At 70.3% G+C, this 18,896-nt stretch carries 16 protein-coding genes; 7 read left to right on the forward strand and 9 right to left on the reverse strand.

From position 1 onward, the window contains the following. The first annotated feature begins 14 nt into the window (after nucleotides 1-14). The 3 genes from AC07FN_RS00270 (at nucleotide 15) to AC07FN_RS00280 (ending at nucleotide 3,330) form a co-directional block, all read left to right on the forward strand. Complete coding sequence (locus tag AC07FN_RS00270) at nucleotides 15-1,169, forward strand: epoxide hydrolase family protein (RefSeq protein WP_478393655.1); 1,155 nt, start codon at nucleotides 15-17, stop codon at nucleotides 1,167-1,169. Nucleotides 1,170-1,460: 291 nt separating this feature from the next. After that, entirely contained in the window at nucleotides 1,461-2,072 is a 612-nt protein-coding gene (locus AC07FN_RS00275) for an Rv1733c family protein (protein ID WP_478393656.1), read from the forward strand. A gap of 145 nt (nucleotides 2,073-2,217) precedes the next feature. After that, a complete protein-coding gene (locus AC07FN_RS00280; protein ID WP_478393657.1) occupies nucleotides 2,218-3,330 on the forward strand; it encodes an oxygenase MpaB family protein in 1,113 nt (370 codons plus the stop codon). A 108-nt stretch (nucleotides 3,331-3,438) separates the two neighbouring features. Here the strand turns inward: AC07FN_RS00280 and AC07FN_RS00285 are convergent, their stop codons facing one another. From AC07FN_RS00285 to AC07FN_RS00310, 6 genes are all read right to left on the reverse strand, one after another. Further along, nucleotides 3,439-4,092 carry an RES family NAD+ phosphorylase gene (locus tag AC07FN_RS00285; protein ID WP_358576234.1) on the reverse strand — a complete coding sequence of 218 codons (654 nt, stop codon included), beginning with the start codon at nucleotides 4,090-4,092 and terminating at the stop codon, nucleotides 3,439-3,441. 8 nt (nucleotides 4,093-4,100) lie between these two features. After that, entirely contained in the window at nucleotides 4,101-4,736 is a 636-nt protein-coding gene (locus AC07FN_RS00290; RefSeq protein WP_478393658.1) for a hypothetical protein, read from the reverse strand. A gap of 39 nt (nucleotides 4,737-4,775) precedes the next feature. Next, nucleotides 4,776-5,285, reverse strand: coding sequence for a GNAT family N-acetyltransferase (locus AC07FN_RS00295; RefSeq protein ID WP_478393659.1), 510 nt, complete (start codon nucleotides 5,283-5,285; stop codon nucleotides 4,776-4,778). 375 nt (nucleotides 5,286-5,660) lie between these two features. Beyond that, nucleotides 5,661-6,146 (reverse strand): GerMN domain-containing protein, encoded by a 486-nt coding sequence (locus AC07FN_RS00300; protein WP_478393660.1) that lies wholly within the window; start codon nucleotides 6,144-6,146, stop codon nucleotides 5,661-5,663. Next, nucleotides 6,143-7,513, reverse strand: a complete 1,371-nt coding sequence (locus AC07FN_RS00305) for an ATP-binding protein (RefSeq protein ID WP_478393661.1) — start codon at nucleotides 7,511-7,513, stop codon at nucleotides 6,143-6,145. Before AC07FN_RS00305 ends, AC07FN_RS00300 begins: the two co-directional genes overlap by 4 nt. 41 nt (nucleotides 7,514-7,554) lie before the next feature. Continuing rightward, the gene (locus AC07FN_RS00310) at nucleotides 7,555-8,259 is read right to left on the reverse strand and encodes a response regulator (protein ID WP_478393869.1); all 705 of its coding nucleotides are present in this window, start codon (nucleotides 8,257-8,259) and stop codon (nucleotides 7,555-7,557) included. Nucleotides 8,260-8,625: 366 nt separating this feature from the next. Here AC07FN_RS00310 and AC07FN_RS00315 point away from each other — a divergent pair, with 366 nt between their 5' ends. Then, on the forward strand, nucleotides 8,626-9,114 hold the full coding sequence (locus AC07FN_RS00315) for a serine hydrolase (RefSeq protein ID WP_478393662.1): 489 nt from the start codon (nucleotides 8,626-8,628) through the stop codon (nucleotides 9,112-9,114). Here the strand turns inward: AC07FN_RS00315 and AC07FN_RS00320 are convergent. Both AC07FN_RS00320 and AC07FN_RS00325 read right to left on the reverse strand, forming a co-directional pair. After that, complete coding sequence (locus AC07FN_RS00320; protein WP_478393663.1) at nucleotides 9,111-10,715, reverse strand: Hsp70 family protein; 1,605 nt, start codon at nucleotides 10,713-10,715, stop codon at nucleotides 9,111-9,113. The two genes, AC07FN_RS00315 and AC07FN_RS00320, sit on opposite strands and share 4 nt — an antisense overlap. 99 nt (nucleotides 10,716-10,814) lie before the next feature. Continuing rightward, nucleotides 10,815-14,576, reverse strand: a complete 3,762-nt coding sequence (locus tag AC07FN_RS00325) for a CHAT domain-containing protein (RefSeq protein WP_478393664.1) — start codon at nucleotides 14,574-14,576, stop codon at nucleotides 10,815-10,817. A gap of 254 nt (nucleotides 14,577-14,830) precedes the next feature. On the opposite strand from AC07FN_RS00325, the gene AC07FN_RS00330 reads away from it, so the two are divergent. After that, on the forward strand, nucleotides 14,831-16,114 hold the full coding sequence (locus AC07FN_RS00330) for a hypothetical protein (protein ID WP_478393665.1): 1,284 nt from the start codon (nucleotides 14,831-14,833) through the stop codon (nucleotides 16,112-16,114). Between the two features lie 976 nt (nucleotides 16,115-17,090). Here AC07FN_RS00330 and AC07FN_RS00335 read toward each other — a convergent pair. After that, a complete protein-coding gene (locus tag AC07FN_RS00335) occupies nucleotides 17,091-17,216 on the reverse strand; it encodes a hypothetical protein (protein WP_478393666.1) in 126 nt (41 codons plus the stop codon). Nucleotides 17,217-17,775: 559 nt separating this feature from the next. Between AC07FN_RS00335 and AC07FN_RS00340 the strand changes: the two genes are divergently transcribed. Together AC07FN_RS00340 and AC07FN_RS00345 are read left to right on the forward strand one after the other, a co-directional pair. After that, nucleotides 17,776-18,639: a helix-turn-helix domain-containing protein gene (locus tag AC07FN_RS00340; RefSeq protein WP_478393667.1), complete on the forward strand. Its 864-nt coding sequence runs from the start codon at nucleotides 17,776-17,778 to the stop codon at nucleotides 18,637-18,639. Nucleotides 18,640-18,674: 35 nt separating this feature from the next. Next, nucleotides 18,675-18,866 (forward strand): DUF397 domain-containing protein, encoded by a 192-nt coding sequence (locus AC07FN_RS00345; RefSeq protein WP_478393668.1) that lies wholly within the window; start codon nucleotides 18,675-18,677, stop codon nucleotides 18,864-18,866. Nucleotides 18,867-18,896: the final 30 nt, after the last annotated feature.

Here is an 18,896-nt window from a genome sequence, read left to right on the forward strand (position 1 = left end):
GGATGAAGGAAGAAATGACTGTTCAGCCCTTTCGCATTTCCGTTCCCGACGACGTCCTCGACGATCTGCGCATCCGCTTGGCGCGCACCCGCTTCACGACCGCGTCCGACAGCGTCGGGTGGGCCGGCGGGACGGATCCCGACTACCTCCGCGAGCTCGTCGCCTACTGGGCGGACGGGTTCGACTGGCGCGCCGCCGAATCGGCGCTCAACGCCTACCCGCACTACCTCGCCGAGGTCGCGGGCCGGCAGGTGCACTTCGTGCACGTGCGCGGCAAGCGGGCGGAAGGCGCGCCCGCGCCGCTGCCGCTGGTCCTGACCCACGGCTGGCCCAGCAGCTTCGTGGAGATGCTGCGGGTCGCCGGGCCGCTGACCGATCCCGCCGCGCACGGCGGCGATCCGGCCGATGCCTTCGACGTGATCATCCCCTCGCTGCCGGGTTTCCTGTTCTCCGAGCTGCCGGCGGGGCCGTTCACCCGCCGCGGTGTCGCCGAGATCTGGCACGAGCTGATGACCGGCACCTTGGGTTACCGGCGGTTCGGCGCCTTCGGCGGCGACATCGGCGGCGGAGTCACCCAGTGGCTCGGCGCGCTCTACCCGGGGGAGGTGGCGGGGGTCCACGTGACCACCGCGGTGATCGCCACCGACTTCGGCGAACGGCCGCCGACGCCCGAGGAGCAGGCCTACCTCGACGCGGTGGCCGCCTACGACGAGTCGGACGGCGGGTACAGCGAGATCATGCTGACCCGGCCGGACACGGTCGCGGCGGCGCTGGTGGACTCGCCAGCTGGTCTCGTCGCGTGGATCGCCGACAAGTACCGTGACTGGAGCGACTGCGGCGGTGACCTGGAGCGGCGCTGGGACAAGGACGCGCTGCTGACCGTCGCGACCCTGTACTGGGCAACCGGCACCATCGGCTCGTCGTTCCGGCAGTACTACGACTACCACCGCAACGCGCCGGTCCCGCCGATCGAGGTGCCCGGGGCGGTGACGCTGAGCCAGGAGCCGGTCTTCGCGGACTTCCCGAAGAGCCTCGCGGAGCGCATCTACCGCGACCTGCGCCACTGGAGCAGTCCGGGGCGCGGCGGGCACTTCATGCCGCACGAGGAACCGGCGCAGGTGGCGGAGGAGTTGCGCGCCTTCTTCCGTCCACTGAGGACGCAGGGCTGACCCGGTGGTCCCGCGGGCCCCCGGTCGCGGGACCTGCCGGCCATCGTTCGAATTGCCGGAATTGAATTCCCGCGCACCAAAGGTCCGACTCGCTTGTTCCGGTCGGTGGGATAGCAGATTGTGAATAACGTGATCTGTTACACCGTTGGTGTATGTCTGGTCACGTTGTGATAACGATGGGGCAGGTGGGGAGGATACTCGTATTGGCGGATGCTGCGCACAACCATCGAGGCGAAACAAGACGACGGTCGTTCGCGGCTCTTTGGTGCACCGGATGTCTGGAGGTCGGCGATGGTCGCGGCGCTGAAAGCGCACGCAGCGTGGTTGGTCAACGCACTGGGGGTGAACCGGAACCCGTTGCGAAGGCCCATCGATCGGCTCGCGGCGGGCATCTCGGTGCTGCTGCTCATGGTCGCCCTGATCGCGATCCCCGCGTCGGGCCTGTTCGGCGCGTCCCTGCACGCCGACCTCACACAGCGTGCGGCGACGGCGGCGGAGACCACGCGGCCGGTGGACGCGGTGCTGACCACCCGCCCCGCGCTCAGCGTCCCGGTCTCCGAGGCCTACAGCCAGGACGCCCTGAACTCGACCGCGGTCGTCGAGTGGCGCGCCGGGCTGGCCCGGACGCAGAGCGCGACGGTGCAGGTCCCGGCCGACAGCACGCCGGGCGACACCGTGACCGTGTGGGTCGACCAGGAGGGCAACCGGGTACCGGCCCCGGCCGGCGGAGGAGCGATCACGGCGTCGGCGATCTTCGCGGCACTGCTGATGCTGCTGGTGGTCGAGCTGGCCTGCATCGCCCTGATCACGGGAACCCAGCACCTGGCCCGCCGCATGTGCATGCGAGCCTGGGAACGCGAATGGGCGTTCCTCCAACACGGCGGAACCTGGTCCCAGCGCTGAACTCCCGCGTCCCCACCCCCGGTGGCTTCCGGTCGCTGGATCAGGTGTTGTGGGGCGCGCCCTCCTCGGGTTGCCGGTAGGACCCCGCGTGTGAGCAACGGCCCGGCAGCGGGTCGGGCCGGGCGGCACGTGACGGGAGTTCGAGATGCCGGATGTCCGTTGGACCGATGACCTGCTGGACCGGATGCGCGGTGCCGGTGACCCGGGAGCCGACGAGGCCATCGCCGAGGTTTACGCGGCAGGGCAGGAGGAACCGGTCAGGCAGGCGCTGCTCGGGTTCGGCCGGAACGCGCAGGCGATACCCGACGGCCTGCCGCCGAAGCTGCGGGGCTACCTCGACCGGTCCTCGGTGCTGCCGGACTGGGCGGATCCGGCCCGGATGGAGCGCGGCAACGATCTGCTGGGCCGCTACGAGCCGCACGTGCTCTCGACCCTGCTGTGCGGATCGCTCCCGCTCTGCTACGCCTGCGCCAACGGCGTGCAGGTCCTGCACCGGTCCCAGCGGCTCACCGGGCAGGTCTACCGGCGACTGGTGGAGACCTCGCAGTTCGTGATCGACGTGCTCGACGAAGGCGGGCTCGGCGCCGACGGCCGGGGCGTGCGATCCGCGCAGAAGATCCGCCTGCTGCACGCGACCATGCGCTACCACGTCTCCAGCCTCGGTGATTGGGACGGCAACGGCGGCATCCCGATCAACCAGGAAGACCTCGCCGGGACGTTGCTGAGCTTCGCCGTCGTGATCCCGCTCGGCCTGCAGCGGCTGGGCGTGGAACTGCCCGCCCGCGACCGGGACGACTTCTTCCACATCTGGCGCGTCATCGGCCACGTCCTGGGCGTCGACGAGCGGCTCAACCCGTCCGACTTCGACTCGGCCGTGGCGCTCAAGGACCGGATCCTCGAACGGCAGCAGGCCCCTTCCGAAGCCGGGAGGGAGATGACCAAGGCCCTGCTGGACTTCATCCGCGAAGTGCTCCCGGGCCCGGCCTTCGCCGGTGTGGGGCCGAGCCTGATGCGCCACCTGGCCGGTGACCGGACCGCCGACATCCTCGCGGTGCCGCCCGCGGACTGGACGTCCCTGGGGATCCAGCTGCAGTCCGGCCTGAGCTTCGGCTACGGCAAGACCGGCGACAAGGTGCCATTGGCCGGAAAGCTCGCCAGCGAGTTCGGTCGGGTGGCGCTCAAGGAAGGGCTGCGCATGACGAACAAGGGCCGCCGCTACGAATGGCAGGTCCCCGCTGGCCTGACGGAACCTTCCTGACCTGCCGAATACCCACTTCGCGAACGGCCTGTTCGCCTCGATGGACGAGGTGAACAGGCCGTTCGCTCGTTCCGCTCGGCGGCGCCCCGCAGGTGTGGTTGCCGGGTGTCAGTTCGGCCTGGGGGCCACCACTGCGCGGTAGGGGGCGAGCATCTTGGCCAGCCAGGCCTCGCCGATCGGGGTGTCCAGGTCGATCTGCAGTTCCGGCTCTTCGCCGTCCAGGCCGTCCGCTCCGCAGCGGTCGCCGAACAGCACCAGGGCTGGATTCCCGGTGTCCCGCTTGGACGGCCAGATCAGCCCGTCCGCCCACTCCGCCTGCGCCCGGATCCACGCCGCCCAGTCCCGGGTCCGCTCGTAGGCGTCCTTGCCCTCGGTGTCGACCAGCCAGGAATCCTGCGCGACCGCGGCCAGATCGGGTCCGGTCAGCAGGCTGACCAGGGTCAGCTCGCGGGCGGTGCGGACGGCGCTGAGCCGCCGCTCGGCGATCTGCGCCCGGCGGATCAGCCGCTGCCCGTTGCCGCCGAAGCCCAGGTTGCGCAGCAGCACCTCCGCCAGCGCCGTCGTCACCTGCAATCCGGCGTAGTAGCTGGGGAACGGGTCCGACGGTGTGCCGTCGAACCGGCCGCCCGGCGCGTTGCCGGCCTGGGCGGGCTTGAACTCGGCCGCGTGCCGCCTGCGGTCGTGCAGCCGGAACAGCGTGGTGTCGGCGGGCAGCACGTACCGGGTCGGGGCGGCCTCGAACTCCAGCGGTGGGGTGGCCATCGGCATGGTCACACCTCCGCCGAGTCTTCGCGGGCGGCGTCGATCAACGCCTGGTCGGTGACCCGGCCGATCAGCTCGGCAGGCACCCCGCCCAACCAGTCGTTGATCCCGAGCCACCAGTCCGCCGCTCCCCACGGGTCGTCGGCGGCGCGCAGGTACCGGTTCACGGTGCGCACCAGCTCGCGCGGCGCCCCCGCGGCGTCGAACTGGAACGCGGGCCACCGGGCGGGGCCGCCGGCGCCCGGCAGCCGGATCAGGTCCGGGTCGGCCGGGTCGCCGCCGCCCGCCGAAACCTGGTGCGCGTCCAGCGAATCCGCCGCGCGCAGCCGGTCCAGGTCGGCGCGCGGCGCGGAATCCGCCAGCCGGTCGCTCAGGTCCGTGCTCAGCCGCTGCCAGTCCACCTCCGGCCGGCGGAACCGCGACACGGGTTCGGCGAGCGCCCGGCGCACCGGGTGCGTCACCGGCAGCACGTCCCCGAGCAGCGAGGCGATGTCCTCGGCGATCAGCGCGGAAGTCTCCGAATCCGCCGCGTCCTGCAGCTCGGCGACCAGCGCGACCAGCCTGGTGAACGTCTCGGGGTCGAGCCGGTCGGCGACGTCGTCCCACTCGGTCGCCAGCGCGTCCAACATCCGCTGCTGACTCAACGTCGACCTCCTCTCCGGTGCGCGTCCGGTGTCCGTGGTTCAGTCAACACCAAGATCCGACGAGGCGGGGCCGGGATCGCGGAAGCCCGATCGATCGCCGGGCGCTCGCGAAGCCGGGGCGCGCACCATGAAGACGTCCACGGCGTCCTCGGTCTCGACCGAAAACCCGTGCCGCTCGTACAGTTCCCGGGCCGGGCTGCCCTGCAGCACGTTCAGCCGGACCAAGGCGTCCTCCCGGTCGCATCGCTCCAGCAGGCTGCCCAGCACGGCAGATCCGATGCCCCTGCCCTGCAGGTCCGGGGCCAGGTAGAAGTGCTCCAGCCAGTAGGCGCTTTCGGCCGGGCGCAGCGCCACGCAGCCGGCGAAGGCGCCACCCACCTCGATCACCCAGGTGTGCGCAGGCTCGAACCCGTCCCGCAGCCGCTGCCGCACGCGCTGCTCGTCGTACCGGCCGAGCCGCTGGAGGTCCGCTCGGAGCACGACGGCCCGCAGCTCGGCCACCGCCCCGACGTCCGCTGCCGAAGAGTCCCGAAGCTCCCAGTCCGCCATGACCGCGAGGCTATAGGACCTGTTTCCAAACTTGCTCTGCGTGGCGGTGCGGGTAGCGGAACCTCAGGAACCTTCTCGCTGTGGGATCCCCGACTCATGAATGCCAATTCGCCACGTCGGGGCTGTCCTCGCGAGAAGGCCCCTGAGAACCCGCGGCGGTGCGAGTTGCGAGGGTGGGCTAAGCGGCTGCGCCGCTTCAAAGACAAACTCCGCGGGACCACACCTCACACCACGATATCCAAAACAGCCTCTATAGAGCCTGTTCCGGGGTAGGGGCTTGTGCCCTCGAAGTGGCGCGTGGGCTGTGGCGATTTCGCGCGAAATCGACGTTCCCGGACAGCCTCTGCCGCCGGGCTTGGGAGTTCCGGGCGTGGCCTAGGCGTTGGCCGGGCAGAGCACCGGTTTCCCGACCTCGCCCGAACCTCTGAGCTGCACCATGAGCTTCTGGGCGTTCGCCCCGGCCATCGCGCTGACCCCGACGGCCGTGCAGACCAGCTGCGTCGACGCGAGAGCGGACAACGTGCTCGGCGGCACCGGGATCTGCACGGTCACGATCCCGCCGTCCGGGGCGCCGGCCCACACCTGCTCGGTCGTGAGGAACGGCAGTTCCGTGCGGAATCCGGCCGCGCCTTCGGCAGGGGTGGGCCCGGCGGCGAGCAGGCGGAGCGCCTCCGTCACGGTGCCGAGCCGGCCGGTCTCCCGGGTCATCGGCCTGACCTGGCCGGGCTCGCCGGTCACGAAGTACAGCACCGGCCCCCGTGCGATGCCGTCCGGCCCTTTCCCGGCGAGCACCACGTCCGTCGGCTGCACGCCGCAACCGGCGAGCACCAGCAGCACGGCCGCCAAGGCGATGCGTTTCACGAGACCTCCAGGGGCAGCCGCAGCGTGAACTTCGCACCACCGCAGGGCTGGTTGCCCGCCTCGATGGTGCCGCCGTGTAACGCCGCGTTCTTCATCGCGATCGACAGCCCGAGTCCGCTGCCCTCCGACCGGGTGCGCGCCGCGTCGGCCTTGTAGAACCGCGCGAAAACGTGCGGCAGCACGGCTTCCGGCAGCCCCGGGCCGTTGTCGGTGACCTCGACGACGGCCTGCCCGCCGGCGCTGCGCAGGCGCACCCGCACAGGCGGCTCGCCGTGCCGGAGCGCGTTGCCCACCAGGTTCGCCACGATCACGTCCACCCGCCTGCCATCGACCTCGGCGACGATCCCCGGCGGCAGGTCCGCCTCCACCCGGTCGCCCCACTGGCGGGTGCGCAGCGTCCCGGTGATCAGCTCCCCGAGGTCGGTTTCCTGCCGGTCGAGCCGCGCGGTGCCGGAATCGAACCGGGAGATCTCGATCAGGTCGTCCACCAGCCGCGCGAGCTTCTTCGTCTCCGAGCTGATCAACCGGGCGGCGGTGCCGGCGTCGCCGGGAAGCCCCGCGCCTTCCTCGTCGAGCACTTCGTTGACCGCCGTCATCGCGGCCAGCGGGGTGCGCAGCTCGTGCGACACGTCGGCGACGAACCGCCGGGAGTCGGCCTCCATCCGCCGCAACTCGCCGACCGAAGCCTCCAGGCTGGCCGCGCTGTCGTTGAAAGTCCGCGCCAGCTCGGCGAGTTCGTCGGAGCCGCGGGTGGGCAGCCGCGTCGTCAGGTCTCCGCGGGCGAGGCTGCGGGCGCCATCGCGCAGCCGGCGCACCGGCCGGAGCACCGCGCTGGCGGCGAGCCAGGCGACGATCACCGCGAGCGGCACCGCGACGGCGCCGGTCAGCCAGCCGTTCGTCGCGAACTCCTGGATCTGCCGCTCCTGGTCGTAGAGCGGGAACGAGGCGTACACCTCCAGCCCCGACGGGTGGCGCTGGAAGTGCTCGTCGGTGGTCAACACGGGCATGCCGACGACGAGCATGACGGTGCTCTGGTTCTCGACCCGCTGGAACACGACCTGCGTGCCGTTGCGCACCGTCGCGCGCAGGCCTTCCGAGATCTCCGCTGCGGGATAGGTGGCGTCCTTCGCGGTCAGGCCGCCGAAGACGACGACGGTGTGCCTACCGAGCCGGCCGTGGAGTTCGTCGAGGGCGGCCTGGTCGAGGGGCAGCCGGAGGCCCGGGGCCAGCCGGTCGACGTCGTCGCGCAGCTGCTGCATGAAGTGGTCCTGCGTCGTGGCGAGCACGGTGCGGCGGGCCGAGACGTAGTTCGCCCCGGTCGCCGCGACCGTCGCCAGCAGCGCGACGAACGTGACGATCAGGACCATCCGCGGCCGGATTCCCCGCGTCCTGCCGAGCAAGCGCCCGATCACAGGGGGCCGAACCGGTAGCCGAAACCGCGCACGGTCCGGATGTAGACGGGGGAGCCGGGCACGTCCTCGATCTTCATGCGCACCCGCTGCACGCAGGCGTCGACCAGCCGCGAATCGCCCAGGAACTCGTGCTCCCACACCAGGTTCAGCAGCTGCTGGCGGCTGAGCACGTGGCCGGGCACCTTCGACAGCTCCAGCAGCAGTCGAAGCTCGGTCGGCGTCAACGGGACCGGTTCGCCCGCCTTCGACACCACCAGCGCGGCGCGGTCGATCACGAGATCGCCGTGCCGTTCCCGATCCTGGCCCGGGCCACCGCCGTTGCGGCGCAGCACCGCCTTGATCCGCGCGTCCAGCACTCGCGCCTGCACCGGTTTCACCACGTAGTCGTCGGCGCCCGCCTCCAGGCCGCTGACCACGTCGATGTCGTCGCCGCGGGCGGTGAGCATGATGATCGGCAGGTTGCCGGCGGCCCGGATCCGGCGGCACACCTCGAAACCGTCGATCCCGGGCAGCATCACGTCCAGCACCACGATGTCCGCGGCGCCCAGCAGCCGCAGCCCACCTTCCCCGTCCGGCGCCGGCTCCACCACGTGTCCGTGCCGGAGAAGGCCCAGGCACAGCCCCTCCCGGACGGCCGGGTCGTCCTCTATCAGCAGCACATTCGGCACCGGCCGATTATGGATCTCCACCGCGGCACCCATGTGGTTCTGTAGCGAAACCATGACATGACCAAGGCTTGACGCCGACATCGCGTCGCGACGCTGGAACCATGTTGGAAGCGAAGACCAGGCCGCTGCGGGCACAGCGCCCCCGGCGGCGGAACAACTGGCCGGTCGTCGCAGCGCTGGTCGCGGTGGCGGTCCTGGCCATCGCGTTCGGCGTCGGCCAGGCATCCGGGGATACCGACTCCAGCACGGTGGTCTTCGACCGCGTCGAGCAGGAAACGCTGCGCACCGACCACGCGGACCGGCAGTTCCGGTCGGCGTCGCTGGTGAAGCTGCTCATCGGGCTCGACCTGGTCGACCGCGGGATCCACGCCGAAGCGGCCGAGCCCGCGGGTGACCCGGATGCTCTCGCACAGCGACGACGGCATCGCCAGCGAACTGTGGTCCTCCGGTGGCGGGCCGCAGATCGTCACCCGCGTCGCGGCCGACCTCGGCCTGTCCGACACCGAACCCCCGGACACGCCGGGCCGCTGGGGCGACACGCTGATCACCGCGAACGACGTGGTCAAGGTGTACCAGCACGTCCTGGAGCTGCCGGCGGAGAAGCGCGCGCTGCTGCTCGATCCGCTGCGTGATGCCGCGCGCATCGCCGCCGACGGCACCGACCAGCACTTCGGCATCCCCAGCGCGCTGCCCGGCGGGGAGTGGGGCGTCAAGCAGGCGTGGGCGGCCGGACGCGGCGGCGTGGACGTGCACACCAGCGGGCTGGTCGGCGGCGGCGACCGGTACATCGTCGTGGTGCTCACGCACCATCCGGAGGGCTATTCGCTGGAGAAGGCGGAAAGCCGCGTGACGGCCGAGGTCGAGGAGCTGTCCGCGCTGCTGGGCTAACCGCTCACCTGGTGGCCTGCGATGTCGGTGCGTGCCTTGGCCACCGCCTTCTGGTCCATGCCGCCGATCTCGAGCTCGAAGCGCACGTCGTTGCCGCTCTCCAACTCCTTCGCGTGCACCGTCAGCGCGCCGGTTTCGGACATGTGGAAGGTGATCTCGATCCGGCACCCGGCCGGCCGGGCCGGAATGCCGGTGAGCATGCCGTGGCCCACCTTGGTGTTGTCGGCCAGCTCGTCCGACGGCGTCGACCCGGCCTGCTCCCACACCTCGATCTCGGCCATCCGCTGGTTGTCGATGGCCGTCTGGAACGGGTACGGGCCGGTGTCGGCGGGCAGCTCGGTGTTGGCGTGCAGCAGGTGCGCCACCATCTGCCGCGCCCGCATCGGGTCCGTCAGCGCCAGCGGGTCCCGCGGATCCAGCGCCTTGACGCCGAACGCCCGCGGCACCACCGTCGCGACCCGCTTCCTGGCCATCGCATCGACGTCGGCCGCGCTGATCCCCAGCTGCCGTTCGGCCGGCGCGCCCTGGACCTTCTTGGCCTGCCTGATCAGCGCGAACAGCGCCGCGCCCTTGGCGACGGCGAGGTCCGGTTCGGAGAGCCGTGCGTCGAGCCCGAACCGCCGCTTGAGCTCCGCCGCCACGGCGGGCATCCGGGTCATGCCGCCCGCCAGCAGGACCTCGTCGAACCGCTCGACGCCCTTGCCGCGCGCGGTTTCGATGATCCGCTCGGTGATCGTCATCGTCCGGTCGAGCAGGTCGGCGGTGAGTTCCTCCAGCTGCTCCCGGGTGACGGGCACCGTCACCGCGGCACCCGCGGCCCGCAGCGCGACGTTGCGGGACATCGTGGCGCTCAACGCCTTCTTAGCCTCTTCGGCGCGGTCGGCGAACTCCTGCATGGCCAGCTCGTCCGCGCTCGGGTCCAGGTTCGGGTGCGCGTCCCGGAACGCGGCCAGCAGGTGGTCGGTGATCCGCTCGTCCCAGTCCGCGCCGCCGAGCCGGCCGTCGCCGTCGGTGCACACCACCTTGATGTCGTCGCCGGAAACGCGGATGACGGTGGTGTCGAAGGTGCCGCCGCCGAGGTCGTAGACCAGCACGTGCCGGGTCTGCGGCGCGTTGTCCAGCGCGTGGTGGTGCAGCGCGGCGGCGACCGGCTCGTCCAGCACGTCGAGCACGTTCAGCCCGGCGATCTCACCGGCCTTGCGGGTCGCGTCGCGCTCGGCGATGCCGAAGTAGGCGGGCACCGTGATGACCACGTCGCGCACGGTGTGCCCGGTGTTCTCCTCGGCCGCGCGGGCGAGTTCGCGCAGGATCAGCGCGGAGATCTTCTCCGGCGTGTAGCGGTTCCCGTGGTAGGTGAACTCGGTGTTCTTGCGCCCCATGTCGCGCTTGACCAGCTGCGCCACCAGGTGCGGGGCGAGCAGCGCGGAGTTCTTCGCCGCCGTGCCCACCAGCGCCGTGCCGGGCCGTTCGAAGTACACCACCGAGGGCGTGGTGTCCTCGCCGACCGCGCTCTTGGCGATCACCGGGCGAGCGGCCTCGTCGATGTGCGCGATGCACGAGTGCGTGGTGCCGAGGTCGATGCCGAACGTCGCCGACGCCATGGGACTCCTCTCAAGCGGAGAGTTTTCAGGGTTTGCTTGCGCGGCGGTGCAAGCTGCGTCCCACACCGCAAGCGGCTACGCCGCTCATAAAAGCAGAAGTCACCGGCCTTGGTAGGTGAATCCTGCCCAGTGCGCGAGCTCGGCGGGGTCGATGTCGGCGAAGAAGAGCGAGAGTTCTTCGGGCAGGCCGGGCAGCGGGCGGCGGCGCGGGTCGAGCATCCACAGCTGCGCGGCCCGCAGCGCGCTCGCCGGATCGGCGTAGCCGGCGTTGAGGTAGTGGTGGAACACGATCATGAACATGGCCGTGGGCAGGTCCTCGACTTCCCAGCGCGTGCCCACGACGCCGGCGGCACCGGCGGCGAGGAACGCGGTGGACAGCGTCAGCACCTCGTCGTGCTGCCGGTCGGTGAGGTCGCTGGCGCAGGCCGCGAGCACGACGAGCGCCCCGGCGGCATCCCGCGGCCGGTCCCGCGCCTGGCGCAGGATGTCCTGCACCGGCAGCACTTCTCCGGAACCGAGCAGCAGCGCGGACTCGATCGGCAGCTCGGCGGGCGTGGCGTGACATGCCAGGTGCAGCAGCGAGGCGGTGGGCAGCAGCGCGAGCACCTCGGCGGGCTTCGGCGGCTCGCGGCGTTGCCGACGGCGCCTTGGGTCTGGCGGCTTGCCCAGGTAGGTGCCGTGCCCGTAGTGCGCCTCGTGGATGTGGCCGAGCTCGTGCCGGCTGAAGTGCAGGTCCGGCGTCCGCACCAGCGCCGGTTCGCTTGCCCAGGAACGGGTTTCGCGTCGACCTGCCTCGACGAACTGCCGCGCCGACGCGGCGTAGCAGATGACGGCGTCCTGGCAGACGTGCCGGACCTTGCCGCCGGGCACCCGCCGCCGCGCCGCGTGCCACGGCACGGTGCCGAGCTTTCCGGTCGGCACCAGCACGATTCGCAGCGGTCGCTCGCGGGGACCGGCGGCGACCAGGTCCAGCACCGGGTTCAGCACCGCGGTCCACGCCCAGTCGCAGACGCTCGCCAACGCCGCGCGCCACTGCTCCTCGACGTCGTCGCCCCGGGCGCGCTCCCGCTGCAGCCGGTCGAACCGGGCGACCGGGCCGTCCTCGGTGAGCTGCGGCGACTCCACCCGCTCGACCAGCCCATCGGCGGTGACCAGCACCGCGGCCCCGGGCAGCAGGTAGACGAGGGCCTGGGTGCGAGCGGCGCGCAGCCCGGCGGCGATCTCCGCGACCGGCGGCGGAGCGAGCAGGTGCGCTTCGGCGGCGGTGCCGTCGAAGGCCCGCAGCACCCGGTACCGCAGGTCGCTGGGCAGCGCGGCATCGGCGACGCTGGCCGTGCCGGCACCACCGACATCCCACGGTTGTTGTTGCCCCACCTCGGATTCCCACCGCTCGGCCAGGTCCGCGTGGCCGTTCTCCCGCAACAGGGCCGGCATGTTCGCGTCGACCGTCGCGGCGTGCAGCACCATGCCGCGCCCCAGCTCCAGTGCCTGCACCGCGGTCTCCGGCTGGCCCGATGCCAGGCACCACCGGCTCACCTGCACCGCCTCGCCGGACGCGGTGTTCGCGGTGTCCAACGCGCGGCGGGCGCTGGATTGCAGCAGCACGTTGCGCGCCCTCTCGCGCAACGCCTCAAGCCCGTTCTGCACCGCGCGCTGCGGATCGCGGCGCACCGCATCGCCGCGGGTCGCGTAGCAGTCGGCCAGCGAGTTCAACAGGTGCGCGGTCTCGAACGCGCCCGGCTCCAGCTCGAACTCGCGGAGCACCTGCTCGAACCGGTCGATGGCGTTGTTGAGATCGCGCGGATCGCGGGTGAACTCGTAGCGGACCCGCAACGCGGTCCCCAGCATGTCCAGCGCGTGCCGACGCTCGCGCGGGAACAGGTCGGTCTTCCCGCAGACCTCGACCATCAGTCCGACGCCGCGGTTGAGCAGCGTGAGATCCCGGGTGGCCATGCCCTGCACGACCAACGCGTTCGCGGCGCCCAGGGCCTCGTTCGGCTGGTCGACGTGGTGCTCCGGAACCCGGGCCACGGCGTCGAGGACGGCGTTCATCGCGTCGCGCGCCTCGCCGGAGTCGGCACCGGCGAAGCTCAACTCGTCGCCGTCGAGGAGGTTGCGAAGCATTCGCGCCGTTCCCAGCGCGCTCGCGATCCTGGGCTGGAGGAAGTCCCCCGGCGACATCTCCGCTGCCAGCTCTTCGAGCTCTGCGGCCACTCCGTCCAGCGTGGCGGCGTCGAGCCGGTGCGGCGAAAGCCGGCTCACGGCGGCGGCGAAGCGCGTGACCTGGTCGTTCCCGTCGTTGGCCGCCGCGTAGTAGCGGGCGGCGTCGAGGTCCTCCTGGCCGCCGAAGGCCATGAACCGCTGGGTGAGCAGCCAGCTCAGCCACGGCATCATCAGCGGCCGCAACTTGTGGTCGGCGGGCAGCAGCTCGTCGGCGCGCCGCATGTTCGCCACGGCTGCCCCGAGCTTCTCCTCGGCGCGGTCGTTGACCACCTGGAAGCTCTCGGCGGCGCCCAGCAGGAAGTGGTTGATCCCGGCGTTGACCCGGTCGGCGCCGCCGCGGCGGATCGCCTGTTCGCTCAGCTCCCGGACCCGGGAAAGGGACGCCGGCGACTGCGCGCGGTCGGTCGCGACGGACCTGAACAGCGTCGACGTCAGCTGGGTGAGCACCGTCGCCCGGTCCGGGTCGTCGTCCGAGAACTGCTCCAGCGCCTGCTCCAGCCGCCGGATCACCGCGGCGTTCTCGGCCGGGTCGAGGTCCGGGGCGGCCTTGCCGGGCGGGTTGGAGGCGAAGCGCAGCCCGGTGAGCAGCAGCGAACGCATGGGGTGGTCGGCGGGCAAGGCCGCGGCTGCCGCGGCGATCTGGGCGGTCGCGGCGTCGGCGTCCTCGGCGCTGCCGCTGACCTCGGCGAGCTTCGTGGCCAAACCCGCTTGCAGCGCGGCGATTTCCCGCTTGCCGGGTTCTTCGTCGGGCCACGCGTTCTTCGCGTCGTCGAGTTCGCCGATCGCGGTCGTCCAGTCCTCGGTGGTCGAGCCGTCCAGGTTCCCCACCGCGTTGACGATGACCTTCAAGGTGGTCACGGACCCGTCGCCGGCTCCGTCGGGGGAGATCGCGTCCAGGTGGCGGCGCACCTCCGCGAGGTCCTCGGCCGGGGCCGTCAGCGTGATCCGGTCGGCGACATCGGCGGCGATGGGGCCCTGCCGCAGCTCGGCGGGCATTTCCGCGGTCAGCAGCAGGAAGGCGAGGCCGATGTGGCAGGCGTCCGAGGTGCGCGCGTCGGACGGCACGTCGAGCGTCGCGGTGAGGTCCTCGGTGGCGGTCCGGTGATCGGTTTCGCCGCCGCCCATCGACAGGTACCGGGTGAGGTGCATCGCGCCGCGCCGGAAGCGGATCTGGTTCCGCAGCAACGAGTCCGGCAGCTGCGCGAAGGCCGCGTCGAGATCGGCCAGCGCGTCGTCGACGTGCTCGAAGGATTCCAGGACGAGCGCCGCCTGCGCGGTGATCAGGCCGATCCGGGCCACGATCTCGGCGGAATCGTCGGGCAGCAGCGGCCGCAGCCGCCGCAGGTAGCCGACGGCGGCGCGGAACTCCTCCTGGGCGCCGCGCTCGGCGCGCATCGCGTGCGCCAGGCCCAGCTGGTAGAGCGGTGCGGCGCGGGCGGGGGAGTCGTCGGCGAGGGCGTCGAGCAGGTTCCCGGCGACCTCGATGACGTCGTCGATGTCGTCGCTCTCGGCACGGTGCAGCAACAAGTCCGCCAGCTCCACCAGGACCTGGTAGGCGGTTTCGTCGTCGAGTTCCTCGGTGAGCTGCGCGTACCGCTGCGCGATGGCCTCGTCGAGCTCCGCCGGATCGCTAGTCACCGAACCTCCCGAACCGATCGAGAACCCACCCTAAGGCCCCGCCGATGCCCCCACCCCGAGGTCGGTCCGCAATTTCCATTGAAATCGAAGGTTCAATTTCAATGGAAATTGCGGAAGGGGGACCAGCCGGGCACCCATCCGGCACCCGCCACGCGGCCGAACGGTGGCGGTCGAACAGGTGAATTCCGTTCTGTCGCAGCGTTGGTCCGCGTAGCCTCCCGATGTTCGCCGCTCTCGACCAGAAGGAGACCCCGGTGAGCAGACGAAACCTGTTGGCCGCAGCGTTATCGGCGGCCGTGGTGACCGCGACGCTGGCAGCCTCACCCGCCGCGGCGGTCCCGGCGGATGCGCCCAACCTCAACGATTTCGTGCTCAACAACACCAGCGGTGACCTGCAGTCGAGGGTCGACAAGCTGGACGCCCAACTGCCGAAGCTCGGCGTGCAGAACATCCTGGACCAGGCAAACCGCCAGGGCAGCACGGGAAGCGCCTGCACCTCTCCGGCGCTGGACACGATGAAGGAACCGACGCTGCGCAAGTTCTGCTTCAACGCGGGCGACACCGACACGACGGTGTGGATGCCGCAGGGCGTCACGACCGTCGCGGACGCGCAGGAAGACCAGCAGTGGGGGACGAAGCAGGCCCTGCTGGTCAGCTGGTACAACAAGGACACCAGCCCGGCGAAGGGCGTGCGGGTCTCCTTCCTCGACCCGGCGACCAGCAAATACCAGCACGTGCTGCTCGTCTACCCGTACATCAACAGCAACGGGAACCCGTCCTACGAGGCGGTCACCACGCCGCAGGCGGGCGACGGAGGCAGCGTCCACGCGGGCGGGATCGTCTGGTACGGCAACTACCTCTACCTCGTCGACACGGCCCGCGGCATCCGGCTGTTCGACATGCGCTCGATCTTCGACCTGAAGTCGGCGACGAACGGCGACACGGCCGACCAGAACCAGGTGGGCCGCCAGAACAACGTGTACTACGGCTTCGGCTACCGCTACGTGATGCCGCAGGTGGCGGGCTGGTCGAACCCGGAGGGCGTGGTCGACCACCCGGCCGACTACAAGTGCCTGGCGGGAGGCCGCCAGCGCTACTCGTACGTGTCGCTGGACCGCAGCACCACCCCGGACACGCTGCTGACCGGCGAGTACTGCGGTGACCAGGGCGACCCGAACCTGAACGGCCGGGTGGCGCGCTGGAACCTCGACGGTGCGACGGGCCTGCCGAGCCCGGACGGCGACGGCATCTGGCGGGCGAAGTCGGCGCTCCGCCTGCCGAAGCCGCGCGTGCAGGGAGCAACGGCGACGGACGGCCGCTGGTACCTCAGCAGCACGGGCGGAGGAACAACCGGTCCGGGCCACTTCCAGGCCGCGTTGCCGGACAAGGCGACCGGAGCAGGAGTGCTCACAGTGGACGGTCCGGACCGCGAGGTGGCGATCGGCGTGGAGGACCTGTCGTACTGGCCGGGCAAGAACGAGGTCTGGACGGTGACGGAGCACCCGGGCAAACGCGTGCTCTACAGCGTGCCCCGCTGACCGGGAAGCGTAGGCACCCGGGACACGAGCTCGGCGAGAGCGCGTTTGCTCCTGAAGGTCGCGGCGCAGCCGCGCCCGTGGAGCAAGCGACGAAGCGCCGAAAACTGATCGAACCAGCACAAGCAGCGGGGTGGAACACCAACCAAAGGTGTCCCGCCCCGCTTTCGCATGCCCAGCGGCGAGCTGCAATAAAGGATGACCAGCTTGGGGTTCGGTGACGGGTTGGAGACCCACGTCGAAGGCGTCCCATGTGGTCGCTGGCCTCAAACGGGACCGGCTTGGGGAGCCGGTGACGGATCGAACGGTCTCGTTGACCTGACGAACGCGAGGGCGCCTCAAAGGGGACCGGCTTGGGGAGCCGGTGACGGCTGGACAAGCTCGAACCCTGCCCTGCCAACGGCGAGCCTCAAAGGGGACCAGCTTGGGGAGCCGGTGACTGGAGTCGATGACCGATGCAGAGATGGCTGAGTGGCAGCCTCAAAGGGGACCGGCTTGGGGAGCCGGTGACGGTGCGCAACGACCCCGTCATCGAACGCCGCAAGCAGGCCTCAAAGGGGACCGGCTTGGGGAGCCGGTGACGGAGGGTTTGGGTTTTGGGTGCTTTGACCTGGGGTTTCAAGGATCGTTGCGAAGGGTCTCTGGTAGAGATCGTTCACTTGGGGTTCTTTGATCTTACACCGTTGTGATACGTCGTTTGACCTGCGGTTTTGGGTCGCGAAGGGTCCGTGGCTGAGGGCGTGACGCCGGAGCCTTCGCGTGATTCCGGTGGTGTTGCCGATGGCGCCGTGGCTGATGGGCTGGCTGTGGCGTTGTCGATGTAGGCGACAGTGTTTGTCGTGTGCTGGTTTGTGGCGGGGCCGGGAGGTGCCACGGTGCTCCCGGCCCCGCTCGTCCGGATCGCAGGTGCGGTCAGGTCCGCGATCCGGGTGCCGCCGCGCGCCGCGGGGGAGGGGGCGCGTCGCGTCGGGCGACGGCCTCAGCCCGCTGTTCCGGGAATGTCCATGATGGACAGATCGGTGGGCAGCAGGATGCAGCAGAACTCGCCGAACTGGACCGGCACCAGCGGTAGCCGGCCGACGGTGGAGGTGTCGTGCGGTAGCACGTGGCCCTCCATCAGTTCGCCGAAGACCTGCGCCTGAACCCGGGTGCCGGGTGAAATCCGGCCCAGTGCGGGGAGGTTGGGAGAGGGGCGGTCGCCTGATGGGGTCGGGGCAGTAGCGGCCGCCTCCTCTCCCGCCCGAGGCCGCGGCACGGCCGGGGGAGAAACGGCCGCAGGTCCTCGGGAGACCGGTGCAGTGGTGGTCTTCATCGAAAAGTCCGTTCTGCTCGGAAATCCAAGAAGCGGTGCCTGGCAGACGCGCGAGGTCGGGGGATACGCCCACCAGGCACCGCAGCACCGACGCGGATACCGGCTCGCCTGGGGGTGCTTGCCAGTCTCGCCGAGACTTGCAAAATGCAACTAGCAAGATCTTCAGATTCTTCGCCGCCAGCGCAAATTTAGCTGGTAGTAGCAGAAATCTGGCTCCTGTGGCTGCCCTCTGTGTCTCGATGCAATTCCGTTCGGTACGTCATCAAGGTAGCAACGCAATTGCGTTTTGGGCAGTAACATGATCGGGTGAGATCGCGCCGCTGATCGCCCGGAGCGTGGAAGGCTGACGAACATGCCGACACCAACAGTGCGTCGACTCCAGCTCGGACACGAGCTTCGGCACCTCCGCGAAGACGCCGGCTGCGACCTGGCCGAAGCCGGTCGCGCCATCGGCAAAGCGGAAAGCACGATCAGTCGCCTGGAGTCGGGCCAAACCGGACTGAAACGTCAAGTCCTGGACCAACTCGTCGACTTCTACGCCGGCAAGGTCCGCGTCCGAGTCGACCGGAGCTTCTACCTGGACCTGGCGAAGGGCAGCGAACAACGCGGCCGCTGGACGGGCTACCGGGCGATCTACCACAAGTACGCCCGCATGATGGTCGACCTCGAAGCCGACGCCTCGGTCCTCAACCACTACCAGTGCGAGTTCCTGCCGGGCCTGCTGCAGACACCCGAGTACCTGCACGCCATGCATGCGGAAGCCGTGCCGCAGGTTGTCGAGAATATTGACGACGTGTTCCAAGCCAGAGCGGCGCGTCAGGAGATCTTCACCAAACAAGACCGACCCGACATCGGTTTCGTGCTGTCCGAGTCCGCCCTCCGCACCGTGGTCGGAACGCCCGATGTCATGCGGAAGCAGCTCGACCACGTAGCGAAGATCTCCGAGCTGCCCAACGTGCAGCTCCAGGTGCTGCCGTTCGGGGCGCGGATCCATCCGGCGGCGCGAAGCCAGTCGTTCATGACCTTCCGCATCGAAGCGCCGGGAAACTCGGGGCCGCTCGAGTTCGTGTACCTGGAGGAACATCACGACGGGAAGTACCTCGACGACCGCGAAGACGTGGACCTGTACAACCGCCTGTGGTCGCGCTTGATCGGCGCAGCCCTCGACCCGGTGGCGTCCAGGGATAAGGTGCTGGAAGTGGCCGAGAGCTACTGAGCCCAGCACAACCCTGTAACGCAAGGATCGTCGCCATGAAGTTCAAAGACTGGCGCAAGTCCGCCCGCAGTGAGCAGAACGCGAACTGCGTCGAGATCGGCTTCGCCCCGGGCCGCATCGGCATCCGGGACACGAAGCTCGGCGAAAGCAGTCCGATCCTGGACGTCGACGGAGCGGCGTTCGCCGCGTTCGTGCGTCGAGTGCAGGACGGTGCGTTCGACATCTGATCGAACCGACAGAAGAGCGGGGCGGGCCAC

The organism is Saccharopolyspora sp. NPDC045941, from assembly GCF_056431445.1.